Source organism: Chlamydiales bacterium, assembly GCA_016185065.1.
Lineage (GTDB): Bacteria > Chlamydiota > Chlamydiia > Chlamydiales > Rhabdochlamydiaceae.
In genome coordinates this window covers 19073-44730 of record JACPOL010000003.1, presented here as the reverse complement: position 1 = coordinate 44730, position 25658 = coordinate 19073, and the positions used below count along the sequence as shown (strand labels likewise).

The following is a 25658-nucleotide window of genomic DNA, read 5'->3' as shown; positions in this document are numbered from 1 at the left end:
TCTCTCATTCTCCACTCTCCAGGGGAGGAGTCGGGGATGTTCAGCGTCTTTCTCACGGTGCTGGGCTGTTTCAATGCCTACGAGGAGAGCGCCTGGTCTGGAGTGCGCATCAATTTTGGAGATCAGGGGCTCTACTACGACCCTCAAAAGGGGAGTAACTGGTGGGGCTACTACTTCAATCCGGTCCAGTTTGGAGAGATGGAGAATCCTGTAGTCGCAAGCCACCGGAAGATCCACAGATTTCATAAAACTGCTTTTCGACGCATGTCCAGAGAGCGAGGGTATGAGCTTATCCAGAAGTACATACAGCTTCGGCCGGAGATCTCTCGGAAGATCGAGGAGTATGTGGAGGAGAACTTTAAAGGTTATCATGTAATTGGAGTCCACTTCCGCGGAACGGATAAGAAGAGGGAGGCGAAAAGGGTCTCTTTCGACTCTGTTTTCAATGAGATCCGTTTGTCCATTGCAAAACTTCCTTCAGATCAGTATAAACTCTTCGTTGCGACAGATGAGCAGCAGTTTCTGGATGAGATCTCTGCGGAGTTTAAAGGGCGCGTTCTCTATATTAAGGCTCGAAGATCAACGGATGGTAAGGCCGTGCATTTTGAAAAAAAGAATCAGTATGAGCTAGGAGAGCAGGCGCTAGTCGACTCTCTTCTCCTGTCGAAAACCGAGTTTCTTGTGCGCACGGTTTCAAATCTGAGCTTCTGTTCGCTCTACTTTAACCCCACTCTACCGGTTGTGACCGTAACGGAGTTTAGATGAAAAAAATAGTTGTAATCGGTGGAGGAACAGGAAATTTCACTGTTCTGGACGGCCTCAAAAACTGCAATGTGGATATCAGCGCTATCGTTTCGATGGCGGACGATGGGGGAAGCACGGGGATACTGCGCGATGAGCTGGGGGTTCTTCCTCCGGGCGATGTGCGCCAGTGTCTCGTGGCTCTCTCCAACTCCTCGCGCCTCATGCGCAGTTTGATGAACTACCGGTTTGAGAATGGGGGGCTTGGTGGCCATAGCTTTGGAAACCTCTTTCTATCCGCGCTTGAAAAGGTAACGGGGAGTTTTGAGAAGGCGGTCGATGAGGTGGGCAAGATTCTCGCCATTAAGGGGAAGGTGATTCCTGTCACTACCCACCAGGTGCGACTCAAGATGATCTTAAATGACCGTAGGGTTTTAGAAGGGGAGAAGGAGATCTACCTCTCTCAGGAGATCGATCAGGGATATAAGAGCATCTACCTCGAGCCGCATCCGAAGGCGAACCCGCACGCAATTTCTGAGATTCTGAATGCAGATTTAGTGGTTATAGGTCCTGGCGGGCTGCATACCTCTCTTATTCCAAACCTGCTCGTTGATGGAATCAGCGATATTCTAAAACAGTCGCAGGCTAAAAAGGTCTTCATCGTTAACTTGATGAACCGCAAAGGACAGACCACCGGCTTTAAGGTGAGCAGCTACCTGGACGAGCTCACTCGCTATATCGGCAGCGATATCTTCGATCACATCCTGGTGAACAGTCAGACTCCTCCTCAAGAGCTCATTGAGGTGTATGCCGAAGAGGGAGACCTCGTAGAAAACGATCTGAAAGACGATAGAATTATTCTGGCGCCGCTGCTCGGAGCGTTAAAGGCGGGAGCGAAGCAGGATCTTCTGAAGCGCAGCTTGATCCGCCACGATTCAAAAAAACTCTCACAACAGTTGATGAAAATTGTTAATCATCTTTGATCTTGACGACACATTAATCGACACCTCAGGATGCATCACACCGGTGAAGCTGGTGGATGCGCTCCATCGCATGTGCGCAGCGGGTCTTTTTGTGGAAAAGATCGAAGAGGCTGAGGCCTCTCTGAAGCGGATCGACAGAACTAAACTCTCTGCAGAAGAGACACTTAAAGAGTTTCTAGAGAGTTGTGGAGCCGATGAGAAATATTTGGAGGTCGGCCTCAAAGAGATCTACGAGAATCTCAAGATCGACATGCCGGTCGATCTCGTTGAGGGTGCAGAGGAGCTCCTCACGGAGTTCAATCTGTTGCATACTCTTGCTATTGTGACCATCGGCAAGCAGGAGACCCAGCTTGCCAAGTTGAAAAAAGCTGGTATTGATCTCTCACTTTTTAGTAGAATCGTCGTTTTAGAAGAACGGAATAAAAAGTTTCATTACCAGAAAATTGCTGGAGAACTAGGCTTTCTTTCTTCTGAAGTGATCGTGTGTGGAGACCGCATCCACATCGATCTTACACCAGCTAAAGAGCTGGGCTTTAAAACAGTGCATATTAAACGCGGACGCGGGCTTAACAGCTGCGAACCGAAGAGCGATGTGGATTTTACCATATCGCGACTTAGTGAGATGAAGGACATCATCAAGACAAATGTCAAACGTAAATAATATAGAAGCAAAAAAAAGCATTACCACAAGCAACCAGATCACGCCTGGGATGATTCTGAACGTCGATGGAAAGATCTATCGAGTCGAATCCGCCGTTAAGGTTACGGTTGCCAAGGGTGTCCCTTTCATCAAGACTAAGCTCAAAAATCTGATTAGCGATGAGCTGATTGAAAAGAACTTTAAACTGAACATTCAGGTAGATGAGGTCTCTCTCGTCGAAAGACGTCTCGAGTTTCTCTACACGGAAGGAAAAGACTACCTCTTTCTCGATGTCGGAAATCTTGAACAGGTTCTTGTTCCTACAAATGTAATTGGCGATAAGGTTCACTATCTGAAAGAGGGAACCGACATCAGAGCGATGTTCTACGGAGATGCGATCTTCTCCGTCGAGCTGCCTCAGTTCTTGGAGCTGATGGTGGTAAAAACAGAGCCTAGCGAGTCGGCTGCCGCCGTTGCAAATGCTACAAAGACAGCTATTTTGGAGACCGGTGCTAAAATCGAGGTCCCCATGTTTGTCGAGACGGGAGACATCATAAAAGTCGACTGTCACACTAACGAGTATATCCAGAGGGTCTAAGTCGTGGAATTAAAACAGATTAAAGAACTCATGGCCGCTATGGAGCGCGCCGGACTTAAAAAGTTACTAATCAAAGAGAAGACGGGTTTTGAGCTGCAGCTAGAGCGTCAAGATGATCACGCTGTGGTCCAGGCTCCTCCTGCTCCTGCTTACTCGCCTTTCTACTCGGCTCCGCATCTTCACCACCATAAAGAAGAGCACCACCCAAGACCCCCAGCTTCCTCACTGCCAACTAGAGATGGCCAGCACGAGGCTGCTCCTGCTAAGGAAGAGAAGGGCAAGTGCGTTCTCTCTCCAATGGTTGGAACTTTTTACAACGCTCCATCTCCCGATGATCCTGCCTTTGTTAAAGTGGGCGACCGCGTCGATGAGAACACAGTTCTCTGCATTATCGAAGCGATGAAAGTGATGAATGAAGTAAAGGCGGGAATGAGCGGCACAGTGGCCGAAGTCCTAGTCGATAACGCGCACCCTGTAGAGTTTGGAACAAAACTCTTCCGGATCGTTTAATATCATCCAAAAACTATGAAAAAAGTTCTTATTGCAAACAGGGGAGAGATCGCAGTTCGCGTTATCCGCGCCTGCCACGACCTGGGTTTGCAAACCGTAGCCGTTTATTCGCAAGCTGACGCTGAGGCTCTTCACGTTCTATACGCCGACGAGGCGATCTGTATCGGAGAGGCGCCGTCACAAAAATCCTACTTAAAGATCTCAAATATTCTCTCTGCCTGTGAAGTAACCGGAGCGGATGCGATCCATCCCGGATACGGCTTTCTGGCTGAGAATGCCAACTTTGCCTCTATCTGCGAAAGCTGTGGCCTGAATTTTATCGGACCCTCTCACCAGACGATTGCTCTTTTAGGGGATAAAGCTCGCGCCAAGGCGACTGCTAAGAGCGTAAAGTGCCCTGTGATCCCTGGATCGGAAGGCGTCATCGAAGATGTTCAAGAGGCTCTTAAAGAAGCGCGCAAGATTGGTTTTCCGGTATTCATCAAGGCGACAGCCGGCGGCGGTGGAAAGGGAATCCGCATCGCGCACGACTCGGACGATTTTGTACGACAGTTTTCAGCTGCCCGGGCAGAAGCCGGAGCGAGCTTTAATAATCCTGACGTCTACTTAGAAAAGATGGTTGTCGACCCTCGCCACATCGAAGTCCAGATCCTAGCTGATAAGCACGGCAATAGCATCTATCTCGGAGAGCGCGACTGCTCGATTCAGAGACGTAGGCAGAAGCTAATCGAAGAGGCTCCAAGCCCAGTTGTCAATGCTGCACTAAGAAAGAAGATGGGTGAGGCCGCTGTTGCAATTGCAAAGGCTGCTAACTACCACTCTGTAGGGACTGTTGAATTCCTGCTCGATAATAAAGGCCACTTCTACTTCATGGAAGTGAACACGCGCATTCAGGTGGAGCACACGGTTACCGAAGAGCTTACAGGGGTCGATCTCATCCGCGAACAGATTAAAGTTGCAATGGGCGAGAAGCTGAAAATCAAGCAGAAGGATGTGACCTTTACTGGCCACGTCATTCAGTGCCGGATCAACGCGGAGAATCCCGCGAGCAACTTCGCTCCTTCCCCAGGACAGCTTGAATATTTCATCGCTCCTGGTGGACCGCACGTCAGAATCGATAGCGCTTGCTACTCCGGCTACCGCATTCCTCCAAACTACGACTCGATGATCGCCAAGCTCATCGTTAAGGGAAAAGACCGAGCAGAGGCGATTGCCGTTGCAAAACGCGCGCTCAGAGAGTTTCATATCGGAGGCGTCCACTCGACGATTCCTTTCCATCTCTTTATGTTTGAAGACAAACGTTTTTTAAATCATGACTACTTTATTAACTACATTGACCAATTAGTATTAGATGGATGCAACTTTACTCTGCAGGCAGATTAAGTTTTTAGATATGAATCTTTCTCATCTTGAGCTGCTCATCTCGGAGCAGAACATCGTGGAAAAGATCAGCGAAGTGGCAGCTCAGCTGGATGCCGACTTCAATGGGAGAGAGGTCACTATTGTCATGATCATGAAAGGAGCCATCTGCCTTGTGGCAGACCTGATCAGGCACCTCCACAGCCCGTGCTCGCTAGAGTTTATCCAGACTTCAAGTTATGGCCAGAAGGGAACTGAAAGAGGAGCTCTCTCCTTTTTCGGACTAGAGAAGGTTAATGTGGCAGGTAAACACGTCCTGCTTGTCGATGACATCTTCGACTCGGGAGTTACGCTCTCAGAAGCTGTAAAACGCTTAAAAGAGCAGAATCCCGAAACAATAAAGTCGCTTGTTCTTCTCTCAAAAAATGTACCGCATAAGACAGACTACCGGCCCGACTATGCTCTTTTTGAGATTGAGAACCGCTTTGTCGTCGGCTACGGCCTGGATTATAAAGAGTATTACCGCGGACTTCCTGGAGTCTACGCCATGGTGATGGAAGGAAAGTAAGGATGAAAGGAATCATCTTAGCAGGAGGGAAGGGGACGAGGCTGCACCCGCTCACTCTCTCCACTTGCAAGCAGCTCCTCCCTGTCTACGATAAACCCCTCATCTACTATCCTCTGTCAGTGCTCATGATGGCGGGGATACGCGAAATCCTCATCATCTCTACGGCGCAGGACCTCCCTCGCTTTCAACACTTATTCAAAGATGGATCTCATCTCGGGCTTCAAATTTCCTATGCAGAACAGAGCGAACCCGAAGGCATCGCCCAAGCGTTTATCATCGGAGCTCCCTTCATTGGAGATGACACAGTCGCTCTGGTCCTAGGTGATAACATCTTCTATGGGCACGATCTCCCGAAACTTGTCCAGCTCTGCACCCAGCTTGAGAATGGAGCGGTGATCTTTGGTTATGAGGTGAAAGATCCTGAGCGCTATGGAGTTGTCGAGTTCGATGAGAAGTTCCGCGTTACTAAGATTGAAGAGAAGCCGAGAGATCCGCGGTCAAGATATGCGGTTACAGGCCTCTACTTCTATGACAACGATGTCATCGAAATCGCAAAGCAGCTAAAGCCCTCCAAGCGTGGAGAGCTCGAGATCACCGATATCAACCTAGCCTACCTCGCACGAGGAACTCTTCATCTCCGCCTTCTCGGCAGAGGATTTGCTTGGCTAGACACAGGCACACCAGATGCTCTGCAAAAAGCTTCGGCTTATGTGCAGGCTATTCAAGAGAGACAAGGGATTAAAATCGCCTGCATTGAAGAGATTGCTCACCAGATGGGCTACATCTCAACGGATGAGCTAAAGCAGCTCGCTCGCAGTTTTTCGGCTAGCGAATATGGCGCATATCTTGATTCTGTCTGCCGCTCTCCATCTTCTGTCTATTAAATTCCTGTTGTAAAAAACCCCTTCACTCATCGATCATCATTTCTCCATACGTCATACAAAGTGAAAAATAGGAGAATCTCATGGAGTCGCAATACAAGTGGATGGGCTGCACGCTCGCTCTCTTCTCTATCATCGGCATTCCTCTTGCAGGAGCAAAAGAGGTAGGTGTTAGAAGAGGTAGAGGCGTCTGCTCTGCTGAGTATGGGCAACTCCTAGATGCTGACCGCGCATCGGTCTCTCCTAGAAGCGTTCGATTTCACCATGAGCGCTCACCCTCCTTGAATCGCGATGTCTCTTTTAATAGAGTTAGAAATGGGATTTCAGGAAGAAGAGGAACGGGGATCTGCTCCGCGGAATATGCCGTGATCTTAGAAGATGCCCCAGAGTCGGTCTCATACCCCGAGACTTTCGGTTACAGAGTTGGCCACGAGATCGCAGGTAGAAGAGGGACTGGGATCTGTTCTGGAGAGTATGGACAGATTTTAGAAGAGGCACCCGAGTCGATCTCGCGTCATGAGACTTCTGCTTACGCCGCTGGCCACGAGATCGCAGGAAGAAGAGGGACTGGGATCTGTTCCGGAGAATATGGACAGATTCTAGAAGACGCACCAGCATCGATCTCTCACCATGAGACTTCTGCTTACGCCGCTGGCCGCGAGATCGCAGGAAGAAGAGGGACTGGGATCTGTTCCGGAGAGTATGGACAGATTTTAGAAGACGCACCAGCGTCGATCTCTCACCATGAAGCTTTTGCTTATACAATTGGAAACGGGATCTTCGGAAGAAGAGGAAGAGGAGTCTGCTCTGGAGAATACGGGCAAATTCTTGAAGATGCACCTGAGTCGATCTCCCACCATGAGGCTCTTGCTTACAGAGTTGGGAATGAGATTGCAGGAAGAAGAGGAACGGGGATCTGCTCTGCAGAGTATGCTCAGCTTTTAGAAGATGCTACAGTATTAAGATCTCCTCGGCTTGTTAGGACCCAAGAAGAGCCTATCTTCGCTTCTGACGATAGCCTACCTGTTTATAAAGTCGGAAATGAGATCGGCCCAAAAAGAGGCTGGGGTATCTCTTCTGCAGAATATGGCAAAATCGAAGATGATGCCTCTGTTGCAAAGGTAAAACCTCCAAAAGTAAAAGTAGAAAAGAAGAGAGAAGCTCCTGTCATTGTAGCAGCGGCTCCTGCTCCTGCAGCTGCTCGAGCAGAGCATGTTGAGATCACTCCATCTGCTCGTGGCTGCAACGATAAGGTTCACGGCCCATTTATCACCGGAGACTACATTTTCTGGCAGGTGAATCAGGATGGAACTCTTTTTGCAGAGAAACTAGTAGTTGTGAGCGGCTCCAGCAAGCGCACTTTAAAAGAGATGGAGTCTTCCTGGAATTCTGGCTTTAAAGCTGGGATAGGTTATAACCTGCCCTACGATGGATGGGATATCTACCTGAACTGGACATGGCTTCCTGCTACCATCACAAACCGTGTGAGCGGCGAAGAAGAAGAGGTTGTCAGCGTTTTTGAGAATGATGAGTCTTCTTCTCATGCAAAAGCGCATCTTAAATTTAGATATAACACTCTTGATTTAGAGATTGGACGCAACCTATTTCTCAGCCCTAATCTGAACATCAGACCTGTCATCGGACTCAGAGGCGCTTCAATCGATCAGAACCTCACTGTCCGCTATTCGGAGAATCTCAGCTCACCAGACATGATCACAAGAGAAGTTGAGAAGGTCGACTTTTTTGCAATGGGTCCTCGCTTAGGACTTGAGACTCGTTGGGGAGCAGAGTGGGGTGTTTTCGGAGACCTCTACGCTTCGATTCTCTTTGGAAAACGCAATGTGAAGGCGAAGGGAGATTTTGTGGATATGTTTGGCGATCTAAATCACGCCTCCACCGAAGGCGATGCTAGCCGCGTTCGTCCAAATCTGCAACTGCGACTTGGAGCAGACTGGGATAGATGCTTCTGCAAAAACCGCCACATCAACCTGAGCGCTGCCTATGAGATGGAGTACTGGTGGAACCAGTGGCAATCTCTCGCTCTCCCCAACTACATGGAACAGGGCGACCTAGTCCTCCAAGGCCTCACAGTCCAAGCCCGCTTCGACTACTAGGCGCAGAATATCTTTCTAATGTCTCTCAGTTTGAAGTGCTAGAGAGACATGTCGGGTAGGCCAGGAGAAAGCTTCGCTTTCTCTCGGGGCCTCCCTGCGACCCTCTTGCGCTGCATCTCGCTTTGCCAAATCGCGTCCTCGGAGAAGGGGTGTACAGAGTACTACCCCGTTGGCGCGCTGGCCGCGCTCTCCTGCGGGTGCAATTTTGCTGTGCGATATGCATCGGCGGGCTGCTCGAGGCGCTCATCCCTCGCTTGCCAGCGCGGGTCCCTTTCGCGTCCAGTCGCAGTTGTAGTTAAAGAGAAGGGAGAGAAGATCGGGCGCGGGCACGCACACGGGCACGTTCACGAAAGAGGGAAAGAGATGGGACACGGAAGAGGGGAAAAGAGAAGAGAGTGTCCGATTCTCCTCTCCGTCTTTCTTTCGTGAACGTGTGCGTGCCCGTGCCGGTGCCCGATCCCCTTCTTTCGCATGCAGCGCAAGGTGGCCCAAGGGAGGTGTGGTGAAGCGCACACCATCCGACATGCCTAGCTTTAAAAAAAATGCAGAAGATCTTTTTTCTGAAGTTGTAGGGTTAGAAGTTTTCGAGGATCTTCTTTTTTTGGTAGTGGGCTTCAATGCCGGAGACGATCTCGTCTAGATCGTCTGTGACGATGAGTAGATTCATCTCTTCGGGGGTTATCGTGCCCATTTTAACTGCCGTGGCGTTCATCCACTGGATGAGTCCAGACCAGTAATCTTTTCCCACTAGATAAACAGGGAAGGGCTTAATTCTCTTTGTTTGGATAAGCATCAGAGCTTCGAAGAGCTCATCAATTGTGCCGAAGCCGCCAGGCATGACAACAAAAGCCTGCGCATAGCGTACAAACATCACCTTGCGCACAAAAAAATAGCGGAAGCGGAGTAGGTACTTGCGGTCGATGAATGCATTGGGCTCCTCTTCGTCCGGCAGGTCGATACACAGGCCGCACGATTTTCCCTTCTCTTGTCTTGCTCCCTGATTTGCCGCCTGCATTGCACCCGCGCCGCCTCCAGTGATCACTGCAAAGCCTTTTTTGGCGATCTTGCTCGCAAGCTCGGCTGCTATCTTGTAGTAGGGGTTGTCTTCGCGGATTTTTGATGAGCCGAAGAAGGAGACCGATGGGCCAATAGAGACCATCGATTCGAAGCCCTCTACGAGCTCCGAAAGAATGCGAAAGACGCGCCACGCATCGATCACATCATAGGCGGGTAGGGGAGAGGGATCTTTTCCAGAAGTTGAACTCATTGCACTCCTCACAAGGGACACTTAGATCGTCTTGTAGCAGAAGGCGTGCTCTACCTCAAGTTATTTGGCGAAGAGCTTGCCGCGGGCTTTCTTTTTATAAGGGACGTAAGCCTGCTTGCCATAGACCACCTCATGCAGGTTCTCGATAGCCATGAAGGCTGCGGGATCCTCTCTTAAGACAATCTCTTTAAGCTCCGCAAGATCGAGGCGCTCTACAATGATAAATAGAATCTCTCGAGACTCTCCAGAAAAGCCTCCTCGTCCGTGCATGATCGTTAAGCCGAGACCAAGCTCCTTTGTGATCACCTCGCCCAGCTGTTTCGGCTTGGAAGAGATGATGAGAACCGATTTGAGCTCGTCTAGACCCACGATCACTAGGTCGATCATTTTGAAGGCAACGATGTATGTGATTAGCGAGCGGATGGCGATGTGCCAATCCTGAAAGATCCATCCGTATGCGCCGAAGATGAAGACGTTGATGAAGAGAACTACTTGGCCTACTGTAAATCCCTTCTTGCGGTTGATGAGGATTGCAAGAATCTCCGTGCCGTCTAAGCAGCCGCCGTGTCGGATGATCAGACCCACCCCGATTCCCAAAATCGCACCGCCAATCACGATTACTTCTATCGGATCTCCGATGAAGTGAGGAGCATACTCCAGGACGAATAGGAAGCCGGCAAAGAAGAGCACGGCAACGAGCATGTGGATAACAAATGTCCTGCGGATGTAGGTGTATGCGAGGTGGAGAAAGGGGATATTGAGCAGGATGAGGAAGTAGGATAGGTAGTTGTCGCCAAAAAGACGCGCCAAGATTAGCGCCACGCCCACAATCCCGCCGTCGATCAGCTGGTTGGGCAGTAAGAAGATGCGGATAGACATTGCTGCGAGAAAAGCTCCAACCATGATCCAGAAGAAGGACATCATGTGGTGGATCTTCGTACGTGTTTTTGGACGGAACATCGGCATATAGTACCTAGGCTAAAGACGCAAAGATACGGATTGAGAGGATGGATGTACAGAAAAAATTACGACTTTAATTGACTGAGAAAATTGAAGGGTGAAGGCGTTCAAAAAAGAACGCGGGAGACGGGGCTCGAACCCGCAACTTCCGCCGTGACAGGGCGGTGCTCTAACCAATTGAACTACTCCCGCAGAGACAAAATGGGCGCAACAGGACTCGAACCTATGACCACCTGTGTGTAAGACAGGCGCTCTACCAACTGAGCTATGCGCCCACAACCATCAATTGGTTAACGAAGTTGTAGAATTTAATCTTTGTACGATTTTTCCTCAACACTTCTCTTTGACTTTTTCGAAGGAGTGGCTTAATTTTTCGGATATGAAACGTTTAAAAAATATTTATATTTTTCTTCTGGTTTTGATCGTAGCGGGCTGTTCGCCCAACTCTCTCGAGGACTACCAGTTCCAGGGGGAGGCGCTCTGTAGGGTCATCGTGCTCGATCTCCAGAAGGTTCATACGAGAGAAGAGCTGAACAAGGCGCTTCCTCGTCTAACCGAGCAGTTTAACACTCTGGCTAAGCTGATCATTGAAGCGAAAGAGTACCAAGCTGCCCATCCCGGAGAGGCGGGGATCGACCCTGCCTACTACGAGCACGAGTACGCAGAGGGTCTGAAGGATGAACTTGCAAGAATCTGCCAGCTAGAGGGAGGAAGGGAGCTCATTGAGAAAGCCCAAAGAGAAGCTCTCATCTTACTAGTGCCCAAACAAAAAAGAAAATAACACTCTTAAGAGGGTGTCTACAAAGGCAGCACAACATGCTTTTTTAGTCTTTTCGGCAGACTTTAAATTGTCTTTCTTAGCCTACTTTCTCAAGTATGTCCTGCGAAAGACAATTTAAATTCTGCCAAAAACTCTTAAAAAATCAAAGTTTCTGACTTTGCAGACACCCTCTAAAGCATCGTCTTTTCAAAGTTCTCGCGATGTGAGTCAAACGCTTTGTGGTCTGTGAGCTGGTGCACGTGGATCGGAACTGCAGCCACGAAGCCCTTTTTCAGAAGAGCGACATCGCTATCTTCATCCTCTTCCTGATGGTGCCACTTGCCGCCGAGCCAGCAGTAGAGCGTGCCTTCAGGGTGAAAACGCTGCTCGGGGTTTTCGATCCAGAAGCCGCGGCCCTGCTTAGCTAGCTTTACGCCTTGAATGTCCGAAGTAGTGGGGAAGTTGACATTCAGGAGAGTTCCTTCAGGGAGGGAGTTTTCAAGCACATAGCGAACGATGGGAAGCACATACTTCTGTGCAGCGGCGAAGTCGGGCTTGTAATACTCTTCGCACGAGAAGGCGATGCTCGGAACATTGCGAAGAACTCCTTCGATTGCTCCTCCAACGGTTCCGCTGTAGAGCACATTTCTGCCCGAGTTGGAGCCGCGGTTAATGCCTGAAACGATAAGAGTGGGGCGTACATCCAGCAGAAGGCTCATTCCAATGCGAACGCAATCAGCAGGGGTTCCAGAGATTCTCCATGCGCGCGTCTTCTCTCCCCAATTCGCCTCTTGAATGTGAAGCGGATCTCTCATCGTGATGCTAAGACCTGTTCCCGACTTCTCAGAGCTTGGAGCGACAATGATCACTTCATAATGATCCACAAGAGCTGCCCAGAGGTGTTTAATTCCAGGAGCATCAATGCCATCGTCATTGGTGATTAAGATGCGAGGTTTTTTTTGCATGAAATTATCCTGCGTAAATTGGGTGTGATCTTCTGCTTGCCGCGTAATTCCCGACCATAAGTTATTTTTTTAATTTTGAGAAGAGAGACGAGACAAAAATTATGGAAATAAAGCTGGCGAAGAAGCCTGGAATCAGAGGAGGAACTGAAGAGAATGAGGGCCAGATCGCCGAAACAAACCCTCCTACCAGAATACCCGCCCAAGCGCCCTCTTTAGTCACTTTTTTAGAATAGAGACAGAGCAGCAGGAGCGGACCAAAAGATGCTCCAAGGCCCGACCAGGCGTACTGTACAAGAGAGTAGATCGAGCTGACTTTGGCAAAGGCGATGCAAAAAGAGAAGATAGCAACCAGGATTACTCCCAGACGGGAAACTAGCAGCAGCTCTTTCGAGGTGGCGGTTTTACGGAAGATGCGCTTGTAAAAGTCCTCTGTCAACGTCGAGCTAAGCACCAGAACCTGGGAGCTCGTTGCATTAATGGTTGCAGCCAGAATTGCACAGAGGAAAAATCCCACAAGCATCGGGTGGAAGCTCTGATTTACCATCAGAATAAATACCTGCTCTGGATCTTTAATGCCTTGAGCAAAGTAGGCGATCGATACAAGACCTACAAATGTTGCTGCAGCCAGCGAAATAGTCATCCAGCTCATGCCGATATACTTCGACTTGGACATCTCCTCAACACGCTTAATCCCCATGAACTTGGTCACAATGTGAGGCTGACCAAAATAGCCCAGACCCCAACCACCAATCATGAAAAGAATGTTGAGATAACCTTTTACCGAAAACTCGGGAAACATCGTGTTCATCAGATTTCGAGAAGAGATCGCTTGCGAAATCGCCTCAAAACCACCCACCTTAGGAAGTAGGTAGAAGGGGACGAAAAGAATTACGAGCATGAGGAATATCCCTTGAAAGAGATCAAGCCAAGCAAGCGTCACGTATCCCCCGATAAAGACGTAGGGAACCACGATTAGAACTCCAATCAGGATGCCGATGTCGTAAGGAATGCCAAAGAGGGTGTTGATCAAAATTCCCAGACCGACGAATCCCGCAGAGATGTAGATCGTGTAGAAAAAGAGGGACATCAGCGCAGTAAAGAGGCGTATTCTTCCAGAGGTGTCTGCAAGCCTACTCTCAAAAAAAGAGGAGAAGGTTAAACTGCTAAACTGCTCTGTTGCCACGCGGATTTTGGGAGCAACTAGCTGCCAGTTTAGAAACATGAAGAGGATGAGACCCACAGCAGTCCATCCGCCGAGATAGCCGCCTAAAAAGATCGCCGCAGGATAGCCCATGAACATCCAGCTACTCATGTCGCTCGCGTGCGCTGCAAGAGCTGTTAGCCAGTAGTTAAGCGACCTGCTGCCAATAATGAAATCTGCAGCCGACTGCTGCTTTCTGTGCGATAAAAAGCCGATGGCCAGCAGAACGCCGAGATAGATGAAGATCGCCGAGAGCTCAAAAAACTGCGTGCCCATCGAATCAGTCCGAAATTAATAAAATATACTGGGATATTCTAAACTTACCCGCTTATTACAAGCTATGGAAAAGAGGCCTTGTTTGAGCCATAATTTAAGGCCGCCTGAGCCAGATTTTCATCCACATTTGGAAAGAGCCCCGCCAGCTCTTTAATCAGGTCCGCGGTCTTGCGGCGCATCGAGTTCTGCCCCACTGGGCACTGGCAGACAAGCCGAGTAAATCCATACATGCTTGCAAACTCTTTGATCTCCTCCTCTGAGATGTAGATCAGAGGACGAATGATCGTTACCCCATAGTCGTGCATCGGCACTTTAGGCAGGAGCCCAGCAAACTCCGCCTTGTGTAAAAGATTCATTAGAAGTGTCTGATTGCTATCGTCGCGATGGTGGCCAAAAGCGATCGTTGTTGCTCCCACGCGCTTCGCCTCCTCAAAAATCAGCCTTCTACGCTCCCTTGAGCAGCTGTAGCACTCGAGCTTCTCCCTCTTCTGCTCAGAGGTGCAGACGCTAAACCCAATTTCCAGCTTTTCGCAAACATTTTTTAGATAGTCTTCCTTCATCGACGCCCCGCAGGAGAACTCCCCCTGTACGTGAATCGCATGCAGGTCCAGATCTGGAACACCTCGTCCAGAGATCGCCTTCAGAAGAAAGAGAAGAGTTAAGCTATCCTTCCCTCCACTTAATGCCAGGGCTACCTTCTTCGCATCTTTCAGAAGGGAGAACTCATAAAGCGCCTTGCGGCACATGCTCTCAAGCCTTCTGCCTAAACCCGTCCACGGAGGAGTCGCAATAGGAAGAGGAGCTATCAAGAGTTTTTTGCTATTTGTAAGAACCATTTGTTTTTGACTTCATCTCTTTTTTCGCTTAAAATTTCACAGAATTATATTTTCTAAGATACATTGGATCAATCTTTAAGAGGGATAAATGGAAAAAGTCGGAAGAAATGATCCTTGTCCTTGCGGCTCAGGCAAGAAATTCAAAAAATGCTGCGAAGAGAAAGTTCGCCATAAAAAATTTGATGCCCAGCTTATTCAGAAGGATCAAGGCAAGCTCGGGGATACCGATAAAGCTGCAAAGATCTCCACCGGCTTCTTCCAGCGCATGGTTCCACCCAAACCCCCAGCGCCTCCCAAAGATCACCCCGACACAACAGACACTCCTCTTTAAAATTTGTTGAGCGGAAAGATTTCCTTTGTTATAAACTGACTCTCTTTTTGCTGGCGTAGCTCAATTGGCAGAGCGCCCGATTTGTAATCGGATGGTTGAGGGTTCAATTCCTTTCGCCAGCATCTCTTTCTCTCGTCTGGGGGTGTCGCATAGTGGCAATTGCAAGGGACTGTAAATCCCTCCTCTTCGGAGTCCGTCAGTTCGAGTCTGACCGCCCCCAATAAAAATTAAACCCACCCCTGGTGGGTTTTTTTATTGGGGCGGAGCAAGGCAACAGTTTGCCTTGCGTTCAGACTCGAGTTGAAGGGCCTACAGGCTCGAGACCGCCGACCCGGCGGGACGCGTATGCGCCGCGAGGGGGTCTGACCAATCCCAATCTGTCTTTGATTGAGCGAAGCGAAATCCCTGGAGTGCGTGCGCTTTGCGCCGCCCTAATTTTTAAGACTTCGCTGACGGTTCCGCTTGAACTGCCCATGTCTCGATCCGTGTAAGGCTTGGTCTTAAATTGATAAATGATCAAATGAATCAAAGAGATAAGAATGGCTAATGCAATGACAGCAGCGGACTTGGCAAGAGTTCTAAGCCAAGCCAATATTCAAGTGTCTTACAGCTTTTGGGGGAGTCCATGCGTTGCAGTATCTGGGCCAAGAGGCGCGCTGGAGACTGATCTCAATGAGTTGGCTGATGCAGTCTATAGAAATTATCAAGATAAGAACAAAAATCTTGCGATGGACTACGTTGTTGCAAATTTCTTAGCAGGAAGAGTTCGCGAGTTGTATGAGCTTGCAGATGGCCAAATAGAAGCGGCCAACTTAATCACTCAATTTTTCATTGCATGCAGACATTATTTTGCAGCCTTTTTGGGCTGTTTTGAGTGCTTCAGCATTCGACAGCAATATGAAATTTCCTACGTTGGTGAACACGATACTGCAATACCCGTTCGATTAGTTGAACAGGACCCTCTCTTTTTAGGCATCACTCCGTCGGATACAGAAGATGGAGAGACTTTCTATGATGAAGCGCAGATTGATACCATTTATCGAAGCTTCCTTCAAATGATAATAGCCAATGTATAACAGAGAGGCAGAAGCTGGTTATTTAACTGATCATCGCAGGCGCAGGTAGTTTGTCGAAGATAGTTGATGGAAAAAGATAGTTGCGGGTAATGCCATGAGCCGATAGATAATCGGTAACTTCTTGCTGCGTACCTGCAGGTAAAATCAACTTCATGAAGATCTGGTCACCGGTGAGAAAATGTCGATCCATCCAAGACAAGCCGACATCAAATCTGAAGTCCATCTGAGCGATGTAGACGGCGTTCTGTCTTGTGGGTTTTGGATCTAGAGGATTCCTCAATTGTTCTTCTGGGCACACTAAGAGTGGCCATCCGTCATAGGGATACTGCGGATATTGATTAAGTGCATTGCGCAAAGCCTCGATGATGTGATAGAACGGATTTGTTAATAGTGCCTTCTTAAGCATTGTCTGACGAACGATAAAAAGTGCGCCCTCATCGATGTCTTCTCGTTTCTCGTTAGCAAAATAGAGGCCAACTTTCCAGTCATAAGAGAAGTCAAGAAAATTGGTCCCTTTTGGGTCGATATCCATGATATTAGGATCATCGCGATTGTGTTGATGGTGCCTGTGATATTCAAAGTAGGGATCAATCCCTTGAGACTCCATTTTTACAAGATCAGGATTTAGCTGAATTCCGTCTACTTTTTGTAACCATAGTTTTGCAAGGGCGTGTTGCATCTTGATGTCGCTCAATGTTTCTTCAGGATATCGATGAGTTTCAGGTAGGCCTAATTTGAGTTTAAGGCTTCTTGCAAACGTTGAGTCTAGGATCCGATCGGCTTTGCGATGTCCTCTGAAGAGGCAGGCTTCGTTTAGAGTGCTTTGGATGTGGTGGCACTCGGTCAGGAAGCTCTTAAAATCAACGGGTTGCCATTCGTAATTGTAGGCTGAGACAACGGTTGTGTTTAAAGCCGGCTGTTTAATCATTCTTTATATCAATTTATTTTGTGTGCAACATACGCTAAGTGTTATTGGATTCATGTTTTATATCGGAAATAAGATCTTGAAGCAACCATACATCCTTTACAATTCATCTTTCATGCTTTCCTCACACTCATAGATCACAATTTAAAAAACTGAAAAAAAGCGTTTTGTTCTGCGGAAGCTGCATTTTAGATAGGTTTTTAGATTTTCCATAGGGATGCAGCGTGTTTTTAAGCCATTCTAAGCTGTTTTCCTGAGCCGCTTTTCGGAGCTAAAATAATCTGGTAGTCGATCACTTCTAGGATTCTGGATAAGGTCTCGATGGTGATATTTGTTTTTTTTCCCGATTTTAAGCTTTGAATAATCGTGGGGGATACTTCAGCTTCCGCAGCTAGTTTTCTAACGGAGAGGTGATCTTCCTTCATAGCTGCAAGGAGCAGCTCTGATATAAGAAGTTCTCTGTATTCTCTGTTGAGAAGCCGTTTTTGTTTTTTATTCTCTATGATTTTCTCATAGGTGGACTTAGTTTTCTTCTTCATAATAAGTTCTCTTTTGCTCAAGAGTACCATTATAGTGGTACGTTTTCAAGCTATAAAATTCGCAATTTTTACGCACTCGGTCAAATTAAACTGGCTCAATAGAGGTGCGAGCAGAATAATAGGTCATTCTCTCAATAATTAAAAAATACCAAGCGATGGCTCGACGGAGGACTCATGTCGCTAGATCTTAGTAGGACTTTAGCTAAATGGTGCGCAGTTTTTTGGACGCTAACTTATCTTGCTCTGCTATATCCCATGTTATTCGCAACCATTTGTGTTACCGCAGGTAGATTTGACGAAGCATCTCCTTGGTTAACTGGCTGCATGATCTTGATTAACAGCAGCATACTTATATCACTACCTACCAGTATCTATCTTATGTGGTGGAGTTATAGGCGCAAATGCTACTGGAAAACTCATCTTTCCTGGGTGATGCCTTTTTTGGCTTTCGGCCTCGACTTACCTTGTGGGTTTTTCATGGAGATTGCAGCTTTCTGAAGATGCTGGATAAACTCTTTGTGTGGATTGCGAAGGAAGAAGCGGTCCGATGTTGTGGCAAAGATGAACAAGCGCATGTTCGGCAAAGAAGAAGTGATATAATATGTGCCGCTTCATTCATTGTGAGAATCAATCTAGTTTTGCTCCAGACTCCACAAGTAATTCCGCTACTTGCCTGAAATAGGCGGCTGAATCATAAAAGTGAGGGAGAGATAATGCGTATAACGTATAACTTAGTTTTCCCTTGAGACAAGCACCTTTTTGAATGGCCAGTTTCAGTGCCCCAATCGCATTTGTTTCATAACGAAATTCAAGAATTGCAAATTTTAACCCTTCATGACATTTGTTGATATCAGCTCCATAAGAAATTAGAAAATTGAACATGTCTATTTTGTTTACATTTTCCAATCCCATGTACTTGTTGCCCCAAGCGTAACAGGCAAATTCTAGTATTGGAGCGTTACACGTAGGAATAGTAAGGTTCAGATCGTATCCATGTTTAAGGAAGATTAATATTGCTTCCTTGTCCCCAACTACACAGGCTTTTACCGGAGGAGATATCTTATTCCAATCTTCAAATCCTTTTGGAAATTTATATTTTTGATATTTTTCTGTTACAGCAATCAGATCTTGAGCAGACGTATTTTTTGATAGAGCCATATTCTTAGATAATGAAGCAGAAAACCCGTAGGCTTTATAGTTGTTGGACTCAGATGTGTTCATTTTTTTGACTAAATCTTGCAGTTCCCATTTCATCTGCAATACTTTAACTTGTCCAGCCAACTGATTACCTCGGATCAGCCCCATAACTAAGTGGCCTGTACCTTCTTGCCAATTTCCTTTAATAAATTCGTCTAGCGAACGATACAGTCCTACTAGAGTTTGCATAGCAAAAGAGGCAACGGCGATCTCTAACCCTCCATCAAGAAAGAGAACAAGATAAAGGACGTTGTTAGTAACACTAAGCCAGCTTTCGAGAGCCTTTTGTAGCTCAGCTTGGTACAGATATTGAATCAGCTGGATGCCATCGATGACGACATCATGACCTGTGGATATAAACATGCCCATAGGATGAGCAAACATCGTTCCAGCTAAAGCAACCACAGCTATCATTGTTTGAAGTAGCCCATACGCAATTCCACCTGTATCACCTTCTGTGATCCTATCAATTAAGTGAGTAGCACAACTCCAAGTGCGGAGACCGCCCATGGTAAGCGAAATAGGAAGGCCAAGGGGCTTGTAAAGACCGAGAAAAGGAAGAGCTATTGCACCAGCACGCTTGCCCGAGTCCAGCCAGGAATCTGCACCAGAAGCTGCTCCAAGGTCATTCGTGTACTCGCGGTGATAATATACTGGTTCTGAAATCCTTAATTCATTTGCTTGAGATGACATATAATTTCTCCGATTTAATTGCGCGTATTATAATCAAATAGGATAAATAAAAGAATTATACAGTTAATTTAAATTAAATAAAAATAAATTAAAATTAGTCTTTTTTAATATTTTCTCTATCTCGTTCTATAAGAGATTCTTTGAACGAAAGTCGTGCTTCCATCTATCGTTGGGATCAACTTAGATAATTATTTTATTGATAGCATCTGCCTTAATGCTCGAGTACAGACACCGAAGGGAGAGTCACTGCGCGAGGGTCTTATATTTAACGAAGCTTGCGCTCAAATGAAGAAATGCAGGTACAAACCTTATCAAATGCAGCTACACGATTTCGAGCTCTGATGCATTGACGCAAACTACTTTATCCATTGCAGAACTCCATTCGAGCGAAGCAGGGAATTGTGCACGTCGAGCTAAAATGATTTTGGCAAATCGCTTTTTCATATTCTCAAAAAGCAGCTTTTCATTTTCTGCTGGCCATTGAAACGAGAAAAAATGCTCGGCTAAATTTAAAAAACCAAAAAATAAATAGGTAAGATAGTTGATTGCGCCTTCGCACAATTGTTGTTGGAAAACGGGAACAAGAGAGTATTTTTGCTCTTTGTTGAGAAGCGCTCGAAGAAGGGGTAGACCTGCGGCAAAGTTCTTATGTTCAAATTGTGAACCTAGTCGGTAAGCTTTTTCCTGAACGCCAGGTCCGCAGGATTCCTCAAAAGCCCTGCTGATTCTCACCTTTTTCCCAGCAGCATCTTTTCCGTCTGTTTCATAAGCAATAATTTTATCTTTGTTTTTGAGCAGGTATTTATATTTAACTAAACCCTCTAAGACCGATCTTAAACAATTGAAGGCGTCGTCGTAGTGACCGCGCTCGGCAAGAACAATACAGCTCCTCAGTGAATTGGGAATCCCGTAATAGAAATGGCGAATGTGTACGTGGAACTGGTATTCATTAGATTGCTGATCTTTTGGAACTGTACATTGAACGTAAGAGAGAGATAAGAGGACATCGATCGCTTCTGCGAAAATGTTGAAGCCTTTTCCGTATTTCTCATGTGTTAGCAATAGGACTGAATTTTCAGCTTCGAGGATTGCGAGATAAGTGGGCCGGATAGAGCTGGTGTTTGCTGAGTTATGAGTTTTGTTCATGGCATGTTATTCTAAATAAGTACCTGGAAGATAACCCGGAAGCTACCCGGAAGTCGAGAGCTTCCGGGTTTGTCTTGGTTTTTTTGTGGATGGTTAATAAAATTATTTTTTAGACTGTGATCCATGCCATTGAACGCGATCAATGGGGGAGTAGATTCAGTCGGTCGGATTATCAAGCGGAGCTTGTTAGAATCTGGCGGTTACGCCCACGGTGAGGCCTTGAGCCCAGAAATCGGAATTTTTTACTGAGAACTTGGGTCTTTTTGGCCCTTGTGGTGGCTGGGCGGGGCCTGGCATTCCAAAGGGAGTGGGAGCTTGTTGGGTGCCTACGGTTTCTCTGGAGGCTTCAGCAAGGGCTGTCAGGGTGGGGTTGATCTTGCGGTCGATCTGTTTACCAGGACGTGCTAAGGCGCTGATCCAAAGAAATGAGTAGCCTGCGCCAAACTCAAGATGCCGCGAGACTTTTAAATTCGCTTGTATGCTTGCATCGACAACAGCGGCAAAGGCTTGTCTGTGGTGAGTGCCGATGTTGGTCTTTTGCGCAAAAATCCCGCCCGTGAGTGTTTCATTAGCTGTATTTTTTGTTTTATAAAACAAATTGCCGTCCGATGTGCGCGAAGAGCCCTGGATATGGATGGCCTCGCAGACTGCTCCGAGCCCTACTTGCAAAGCTCCTTTCAGGTCTAAATAGCGGGTGGCATATCCTGTGCTTATTCCGAGCTGGCCACCGTAAAAGTTATTTTCTGTTTTGAATCTATCTTTGGTGTTTGCAAATGAAAATCCAAAGGGGGCGTCAGCAGCAGCGTGTGTTGACGCCTGAAACTTGAGCTGCTCTTTCAGCTGTAGCCAGCGGAATCCTGTGATGGTGTTTAATTGGAACGAGGGTCTCTTGACAATCGTGTAGATGCCATTGAGCTGCGCACCTTGGAGTTGACTTGAAATTTTCAAGTTAAAATCTCCGAAAAAACCTGGCGTATCCTCAAACGGACCTGGCAGCAGATAAACGCTTTCGCCTGGCACGCCGTTTAGGCCCCATAATCCTGTGACATCAAAGATCGGAACTGCATAGGAGGGAGATCCTAATTCGCCAGAGGTGCGCAAGGATTTTTCTTGGGTCGTGCGGGGCAAAAGAAAATAACTCGTTTCGATGCCGATCTGCTGCGAAGTGTTTAACCACGAGCCTGCTGTCACTTGAAAGCCACTCATCCAACCCATATCGATGCGCTGTCTGCCGAGCTTTATTTTTGTGCCTGGCTGTCCCAAGGCTCCATCGATGGGATCGGAAAGCGATCCTTGTGTGACAAGTGGCACTGGCAGGGGATTCTTTTTAATCGCCCACAAGAGATATTCGCCTTCGATCCACACTGGCAGAGATTTATCTACCCCCGCAAGAGGAGCGAACATAGAAAGCGCTAGAGGCAATAAGGAGCGAATTGTTTTCATATCCAAAGCAGCAGCTTAAATAATTTTTTGATTTCTCCCAATCAATAGTTATGAAATGAGGCCTACAACGCGCGCGAACCGGGCTGAATGACGGGATACGAAATCGCACGCATGAGGGGCGCCGAGCCTCGTTTTTAAAGGATGAAATCTGAATTGTGAAGGATGGAAGTCCCGTTAGGGATTTGAACGGCCCCTCGCCGCAATCTCGGCTCTTCAGGACCGAGATTGCGGCGAGGGGCCGTTCTAAAAAATCATCAGTTTGAAATAGTGGGATAGGTTCGTCTATGAAGTCAGTTTCTTGATTCCTAATGAAATCCTCTGAGCAGTTCCAAGCATAATCTCAACATTCCCAAACTCGTATGTCTCTGATGAATAACCCACGTATGCTGGAGTGGTTTGGACGTTTTCAGGTTGAAGCGCCTTCAATACGATTTTCACACAGGCTCTTTTGTTCCTTTTGGCTTCTTCGCTCCATAGGTAGTAATTGTGAAGTCTTTCTTGATTTATTGCCGGGGAGGCATCTTGTAAATAGAATGGAAATGGAGGTTGAGGGCGCATAGATATGGTAACAGTGACAGAAGTGGATTGGGATATGGCATTAATAAGAGACCGAGCTGCAAGATGAAGAGGCAGAAACCGTACATATACAGCTTCTTTTGTGCGTTTGCATACACGGGCGTATACGGCTTGCTCTTTATCGGCTAAATAAGAGGCAATTTCAATTTCCGCATCTATTGGAAGAGTGGGAGAAAATTTAGAAATAGAAGAAACAGCTGTGCTTGTCATAACAACCTTTGTTTTTTAAAGTTTAAAGATTGTAATAATTATATATTATGATTTTAATAAAATCAATATAGTTATTTATTTAAATAAGCTGATAATCTACATGATAATCTTTTAGAATATTTTTTTTATTTCTTCCAATCAATAGTTGTGAAATGAGGCCAACGGCTTTTTTTCGAACTCTCCGTGTTATTTTGTCTCTTGCATCTGTTTGTAAAATTAAAATTATAAATATACGATTGTTTGGAATTAATAAAGCTTGTATAATCATAGGACTTTTTATAGATAAAATAGGTTTTTTTATGGCGATGATAGTTGATCTAGAACGCGGCAGCCAGGTTCCTGCTTTCGTTGGACGCACTCTTGAGCAAGATGCTGCAGCAGAAGATGCGGTTTGTATCCAAGAGGGGTTCCCTCAGGAGATTGTTCAGGCCTTCCGTCAAAAAAATATCTCGCTTTGGCGTCTACCTGAAATCAGTCTGCTTGATAAGCCCGATAACGATTACATCGACTTTCTACGCACTCCTCACATGCCAGAGCGTCCAGGTGAAGGCGGAGAGCGCTGCTCTGCTGCAAGGTTCAAAGACATCCGAGGACGTGTAGGTCTCGCTCTTCGCTTAAGAGGACATGCTGATGGAGAAGTAGAAACTATGGGGGGAGGAAGCTGTCCGATTCGAGACATCTCTGGGCTCATTTCCGTCTTTCAGCGTTATGTTGGTGAGAACAGTTTGCGTTTAAGCGGTCCTTTTGTAAAACCAATGGTGGATGCTTACGCAGCTGCGCATGCGCCTCATCATGTCGGCCCTTACGCTCTAACATGTCCCACTTGTCCAATTACCCCCGACAACCCACCTGAGATCAGAGATTTCGTTGTACGCATTGTTTCTGGTACAGACGCGGTCTTTGAACTTACCAGTGAAATCGCAATGGTCGATAATCGGCAGCCGCTGCCCCCTCTAGTAGTTAAACCCGACCCACGTCCTCCAGAGAGTAACGCGAGCGACGACCAGTCTACGCTCTCTTGGCTCTGGTCTTCAGTGTGTTCAGCTTTTTCTGATCTTATCGCTTGGATCTGCAGCTTTTTTTAAAAGTGCATCTACAAACAATCCAAGACTGCTACTAAAAACCCACCGCTGGTGGGTTTTTTTTATTGAGGGCGGAGCAGGGAGCAGTCTGATTTAGAATGAGTTGTTTTTTTTGATAGAGCAAACTAACGCCTCAACCGCCAGGCGCAGCGCACTTGAAAGTGCTGTATGTCCAATAATATCCTTTTCACCAAATTTATTGTTGGGAAGAGGAATAGTTTTTGATGCTTCAGGCACGATGTCTGCATCCATTGTTTTTAGTATTTCTCTTAACGACTCCTGTGCATGTACTGCTCGAAATGATGCATTTAGAAGCGCAACAGGTTTCTGTGCAAATTCTCCGCTGCCAACCACCCAGTCTAAAGCATTTTTCAGCGCGCCAGTTATTCCATGTGCATATTCAGGACTTGCAATCAATACACCATCAGCCATCCGCAGCTTAGAACGAAAATCTATAACTGATGGTGGTTCAAACCCTTCGAGATCAGGATTAAAAAGAAGTAGGCTTCCAAGATCTTCATACATTGATATTTTGACGTTTGCTGGAGCTAAAGTAGACGCGGCTCGTAGAAGAGCTGTGTTGGAAGAAAATCGCCGAAGGCTTCCTGAGATCGCGAGAAGTTTAATCATTTTATTGTCTTGTTACACGTTCCACTAATGCACATAACATGTCGCTCTATTTTGGCCTATTTTTTATTGGGATGAAGCAAAGCACGCGCGTTCCATGGACCTCTCTTCGTGCGGTCAAAGGAAGACGTTGTGAATTTTTCTACCGTTATTTTAGGTAATATTACCGCAATATGCAGTACAGATCAGAGCGCTGCTCAAAATGGATTTAAAAGACTGAAAAAAATTGTCCTTTTTCCTATTCTGCACCTCTTTAAAGTAGGTGGATGGAGATGCGTCGAGCAAAATGGATAGGATTTCTGAGTGTTATTGCACTAGCTGGATGCTATGTTTTAACTGCTGGTTTACATCCGATTAAAACTAAGGAGAAGAGTGATATGCAGCTACTGGGCCATCGTCTGATTGGATCTGGAAAGGAGAGGGTCGTTCTTCTTCACAACTGGTTTTGCGACTCGAGCAGTTTTGATCCGATGACTCCCTATCTGAATACGGAAAAGTTTACCTATGCGATGGTCGACTTGCGCGGCTATGGGCTCTCGAAAGAGAGAGCGGGCTCCTTCTCTGCTGAAGAAGCTGCTTCTGATGTTCTCGAGCTTGCTGATGCGCTCGGGTGGCAGGAGTTTCATGTGGTGGGCCACTCGATGTCGGGGATGATCGCACAAAAGATCGTGGTGAAAGCTTCCTCGCGCATCAAGAGTGTTGTTGCGATTACTCCGGTGCCTGCTTGCGGCAGCCATCCTCCAACTGAGGTGATGGGATTTTTATCTGCAGCTGCTTCTACGAATGAGGCATTTGCAATGGAGGGCTGTCATCTCTCAACAGGACGCCGCTATTCGGATTGGGTGGCGCGCAACATGGCCCGCTCCTGGTGGAGCTGCTCTAAGCCAGAGGCGCGGCTGGGATATTTACGCATGTTTGCGGAGACAGACTTTTCCGAGTCTGTCAAAGGGCTAAAAACTCCGATGCTCGTGATTTTTTGCGACAAGGATTTCGAGGGGGTAGAAGAGATGCTGAAGCAGACCTTTCTCAAGTGGTACCCGAACGCAACGATGGAGTGCTGCGAAGGGTCGGGGCATTTTCCTACGCAAGAGACTCCCATTTTTCTCGCTTCTGCTATCGAAAAATTCTTAAGCAAAGTGCAGGGGGAGTGAGGG

27 protein-coding genes, 4 tRNA genes and 1 pseudogene are annotated in these 25658 nt (G+C 47.0%); 17 read left to right on the top strand and 15 right to left on the bottom strand.

Annotated elements, in window-relative coordinates; translation table 11 throughout:
- The first annotated feature begins 36 nt into the window (after positions 1 to 36).
- The 10 genes from HYX48_01110 (at position 37) to HYX48_01065 (ending at position 8823) form a co-directional block, all read left to right on the top strand.
- A complete protein-coding gene (locus tag HYX48_01110; GenBank protein ID MBI2742499.1) occupies positions 37 to 765 on the top strand; it encodes a hypothetical protein in 729 nt (242 codons plus the stop codon).
- On the top strand, positions 762 to 1724 hold the full coding sequence (locus HYX48_01105) for a YvcK family protein (protein ID MBI2742498.1): 963 nt from the start codon (positions 762 to 764) through the stop codon (positions 1722 to 1724). Before HYX48_01110 ends, HYX48_01105 begins: the two co-directional genes overlap by 4 nt.
- Positions 1708 to 2385: an HAD family hydrolase gene (locus HYX48_01100; GenBank protein MBI2742497.1), complete on the top strand. Its 678-nt coding sequence runs from the start codon at positions 1708 to 1710 to the stop codon at positions 2383 to 2385. Before HYX48_01105 ends, HYX48_01100 begins: the two co-directional genes overlap by 17 nt.
- Before the next feature lie 19 nt (positions 2386 to 2404).
- Positions 2405 to 2962 (top strand): elongation factor P, encoded by a 558-nt coding sequence (locus tag HYX48_01095; protein ID MBI2742496.1) that lies wholly within the window; start codon positions 2405 to 2407, stop codon positions 2960 to 2962.
- Positions 2963 to 2965: 3 nt separating this feature from the next.
- Positions 2966 to 3472: an acetyl-CoA carboxylase biotin carboxyl carrier protein gene (accB, locus tag HYX48_01090; GenBank protein MBI2742495.1), complete on the top strand. Its 507-nt coding sequence runs from the start codon at positions 2966 to 2968 to the stop codon at positions 3470 to 3472.
- 15 nt (positions 3473 to 3487) lie between these two features.
- Positions 3488 to 4855, top strand: coding sequence for an acetyl-CoA carboxylase biotin carboxylase subunit (accC, locus tag HYX48_01085; GenBank protein MBI2742494.1), 1368 nt, complete (start codon positions 3488 to 3490; stop codon positions 4853 to 4855).
- Positions 4824 to 5399, top strand: a complete 576-nt coding sequence (gene hpt / locus HYX48_01080; GenBank protein MBI2742493.1) for a hypoxanthine phosphoribosyltransferase — start codon at positions 4824 to 4826, stop codon at positions 5397 to 5399. The genes accC and hpt overlap by 32 nt, the downstream gene beginning before the upstream one ends.
- A 2-nt stretch (positions 5400 to 5401) precedes the next feature.
- Complete coding sequence (gene rfbA, locus HYX48_01075) at positions 5402 to 6283, top strand: glucose-1-phosphate thymidylyltransferase RfbA (protein ID MBI2742492.1); 882 nt, start codon at positions 5402 to 5404, stop codon at positions 6281 to 6283.
- An 80-nt stretch (positions 6284 to 6363) separates the two neighbouring features.
- A complete protein-coding gene (locus HYX48_01070; GenBank protein MBI2742491.1) occupies positions 6364 to 8394 on the top strand; it encodes a hypothetical protein in 2031 nt (676 codons plus the stop codon).
- Between the two features lie 48 nt (positions 8395 to 8442).
- Entirely contained in the window at positions 8443 to 8823 is a 381-nt protein-coding gene (locus tag HYX48_01065; protein ID MBI2742490.1) for a hypothetical protein, read from the top strand.
- Positions 8824 to 8968: 145 nt separating this feature from the next.
- Here HYX48_01065 and HYX48_01060 read toward each other — a convergent pair whose 3' ends face one another.
- From HYX48_01060 to HYX48_01045, 4 genes are all read right to left on the bottom strand, one after another.
- Entirely contained in the window at positions 8969 to 9661 is a 693-nt protein-coding gene (locus HYX48_01060; GenBank protein ID MBI2742489.1) for a TIGR00730 family Rossman fold protein, read from the bottom strand.
- Positions 9662 to 9721: 60 nt separating this feature from the next.
- Positions 9722 to 10627 carry a YitT family protein gene (locus HYX48_01055; GenBank protein ID MBI2742488.1) on the bottom strand — a complete coding sequence of 302 codons (906 nt, stop codon included), beginning with the start codon at positions 10625 to 10627 and terminating at the stop codon, positions 9722 to 9724.
- Positions 10628 to 10739: 112 nt separating this feature from the next.
- Positions 10740 to 10813, bottom strand: a tRNA-Asp gene (locus HYX48_01050).
- Positions 10814 to 10823: 10 nt separating this feature from the next.
- Positions 10824 to 10896 (bottom strand) — tRNA-Val (locus HYX48_01045).
- A gap of 104 nt (positions 10897 to 11000) precedes the next feature.
- Between HYX48_01045 and HYX48_01040 the strand changes: the two genes are divergently transcribed.
- Positions 11001 to 11402, top strand: coding sequence for a hypothetical protein (locus HYX48_01040; protein ID MBI2742487.1), 402 nt, complete (start codon positions 11001 to 11003; stop codon positions 11400 to 11402).
- Between the two features lie 170 nt (positions 11403 to 11572).
- Here the strand turns inward: HYX48_01040 and surE are convergent, their stop codons facing one another.
- The 3 genes from surE to HYX48_01025 all read right to left on the bottom strand — a co-directional run bounded on the left by surE (position 11573) and on the right by HYX48_01025 (position 14659).
- Positions 11573 to 12346, bottom strand: coding sequence for a 5'/3'-nucleotidase SurE (gene surE / locus HYX48_01035; GenBank protein MBI2742486.1), 774 nt, complete (start codon positions 12344 to 12346; stop codon positions 11573 to 11575).
- A gap of 61 nt (positions 12347 to 12407) precedes the next feature.
- Positions 12408 to 13823, bottom strand: coding sequence for a sodium/proline symporter (locus HYX48_01030; protein MBI2742485.1), 1416 nt, complete (start codon positions 13821 to 13823; stop codon positions 12408 to 12410).
- A 62-nt stretch (positions 13824 to 13885) separates the two neighbouring features.
- Complete coding sequence (locus HYX48_01025; protein MBI2742484.1) at positions 13886 to 14659, bottom strand: tRNA 2-thiocytidine biosynthesis protein TtcA; 774 nt, start codon at positions 14657 to 14659, stop codon at positions 13886 to 13888.
- Positions 14660 to 14747: 88 nt separating this feature from the next.
- Here HYX48_01025 and HYX48_01020 point away from each other — a divergent pair.
- The 4 genes and pseudogenes from HYX48_01020 to HYX48_01005 all read left to right on the top strand — a co-directional run bounded on the left by HYX48_01020 (position 14748) and on the right by HYX48_01005 (position 16066).
- Positions 14748 to 14816: pseudogene (locus HYX48_01020) on the top strand (SEC-C domain-containing protein).
- A gap of 223 nt (positions 14817 to 15039) precedes the next feature.
- Positions 15040 to 15112: transfer RNA gene (locus HYX48_01015), tRNA-Thr, on the top strand.
- Positions 15113 to 15128: 16 nt separating this feature from the next.
- Positions 15129 to 15210: transfer RNA gene (locus tag HYX48_01010), tRNA-Tyr, on the top strand.
- Between the two features lie 319 nt (positions 15211 to 15529).
- On the top strand, positions 15530 to 16066 hold the full coding sequence (locus HYX48_01005) for a hypothetical protein (protein MBI2742483.1): 537 nt from the start codon (positions 15530 to 15532) through the stop codon (positions 16064 to 16066).
- A 22-nt stretch (positions 16067 to 16088) separates the two neighbouring features.
- Here the strand turns inward: HYX48_01005 and HYX48_01000 are convergent, their stop codons facing one another.
- The 7 genes from HYX48_01000 to HYX48_00970 all read right to left on the bottom strand — a co-directional run bounded on the left by HYX48_01000 (position 16089) and on the right by HYX48_00970 (position 22795).
- Positions 16089 to 16994: a hypothetical protein gene (locus HYX48_01000; GenBank protein MBI2742482.1), complete on the bottom strand. Its 906-nt coding sequence runs from the start codon at positions 16992 to 16994 to the stop codon at positions 16089 to 16091.
- 227 nt (positions 16995 to 17221) lie between these two features.
- Positions 17222 to 17530: a helix-turn-helix domain-containing protein gene (locus tag HYX48_00995; protein ID MBI2742481.1), complete on the bottom strand. Its 309-nt coding sequence runs from the start codon at positions 17528 to 17530 to the stop codon at positions 17222 to 17224.
- A gap of 416 nt (positions 17531 to 17946) precedes the next feature.
- Complete coding sequence (locus tag HYX48_00990) at positions 17947 to 18105, bottom strand: hypothetical protein (GenBank protein ID MBI2742480.1); 159 nt, start codon at positions 18103 to 18105, stop codon at positions 17947 to 17949.
- A gap of 52 nt (positions 18106 to 18157) precedes the next feature.
- Positions 18158 to 19420 carry a hypothetical protein gene (locus tag HYX48_00985; protein ID MBI2742479.1) on the bottom strand — a complete coding sequence of 421 codons (1263 nt, stop codon included), beginning with the start codon at positions 19418 to 19420 and terminating at the stop codon, positions 18158 to 18160.
- A 321-nt stretch (positions 19421 to 19741) separates the two neighbouring features.
- Positions 19742 to 20566 (bottom strand): hypothetical protein, encoded by an 825-nt coding sequence (locus HYX48_00980; protein ID MBI2742478.1) that lies wholly within the window; start codon positions 20564 to 20566, stop codon positions 19742 to 19744.
- Between the two features lie 186 nt (positions 20567 to 20752).
- Positions 20753 to 21970, bottom strand: coding sequence for a BBP7 family outer membrane beta-barrel protein (locus tag HYX48_00975; GenBank protein ID MBI2742477.1), 1218 nt, complete (start codon positions 21968 to 21970; stop codon positions 20753 to 20755).
- Between the two features lie 321 nt (positions 21971 to 22291).
- The gene (locus HYX48_00970; protein ID MBI2742476.1) at positions 22292 to 22795 is read right to left on the bottom strand and encodes a hypothetical protein; all 504 of its coding nucleotides are present in this window, start codon (positions 22793 to 22795) and stop codon (positions 22292 to 22294) included.
- Positions 22796 to 23094: 299 nt separating this feature from the next.
- On the opposite strand from HYX48_00970, the gene HYX48_00965 reads away from it, so the two are divergent.
- Positions 23095 to 23880, top strand: coding sequence for a hypothetical protein (locus tag HYX48_00965; protein MBI2742475.1), 786 nt, complete (start codon positions 23095 to 23097; stop codon positions 23878 to 23880).
- Between the two features lie 90 nt (positions 23881 to 23970).
- Here the strand turns inward: HYX48_00965 and HYX48_00960 are convergent, their stop codons facing one another.
- The gene (locus HYX48_00960; GenBank protein ID MBI2742474.1) at positions 23971 to 24507 is read right to left on the bottom strand and encodes an NAD(P)H-dependent oxidoreductase; all 537 of its coding nucleotides are present in this window, start codon (positions 24505 to 24507) and stop codon (positions 23971 to 23973) included.
- Positions 24508 to 24776: 269 nt separating this feature from the next.
- Here HYX48_00960 and HYX48_00955 point away from each other — a divergent pair, with 269 nt between their 5' ends.
- Positions 24777 to 25655: an alpha/beta hydrolase gene (locus HYX48_00955; GenBank protein MBI2742473.1), complete on the top strand. Its 879-nt coding sequence runs from the start codon at positions 24777 to 24779 to the stop codon at positions 25653 to 25655.
- The last annotated feature ends 3 nt before the right edge of the window (positions 25656 to 25658 follow it).